We start from the raw sequence: 386 nt of genomic DNA, 5'->3' as shown, positions 1-386 counted from the left end.
ACTGCACATAACACGTATCTCTTAGGTAAGGAGGTGATCCAACCGCAGGTTCCCCTACGGTTACCTTGTTACGACTTCACCCCAGTCATGAATCACAAAAGTGGTAAGCGCCCTCCCGAAGGTTAAGCTACCTACTTCTTTTGCAACCCACTCCCATGGTGTGACGGGCGGTGTGTACAAAGGCCCGGGAACGTATTCACCGTAGCATTCTGATCTACGATTACTAGCGATTCCGACTTCATGGAGTCGAGTTGCAGACTCCAATCCGGACTACGACAGACTTTATGAGTTCCGCTTGCTCTCGCGAGGTCGCTTCTCTTTGTATCTGCCATTGTAGCACGTGTGTAGCCCTACTCGTAAGGGCATGATGACTTGACGTCATCCCC

Annotated in this window: 1 rRNA gene; it reads right to left on the bottom strand. The window is 51.0% G+C overall.

The annotated features are described in order from the left end of the window. Positions 1-26: 26 nt before the first annotated feature. Positions 27-386: ribosomal RNA gene (locus tag BHE89_RS21785) — 16S ribosomal RNA — on the bottom strand; the annotation flags it as partial.

It is taken from the genome of Shigella sp. FC1967, from assembly GCF_001743005.1.
Taxonomy (GTDB): domain Bacteria; phylum Pseudomonadota; class Gammaproteobacteria; order Enterobacterales; family Enterobacteriaceae; genus Proteus.
The sequence above is the reverse complement of the archived record's forward strand: the minus strand, read 5'-3'. Positions and strand labels throughout refer to the sequence as shown.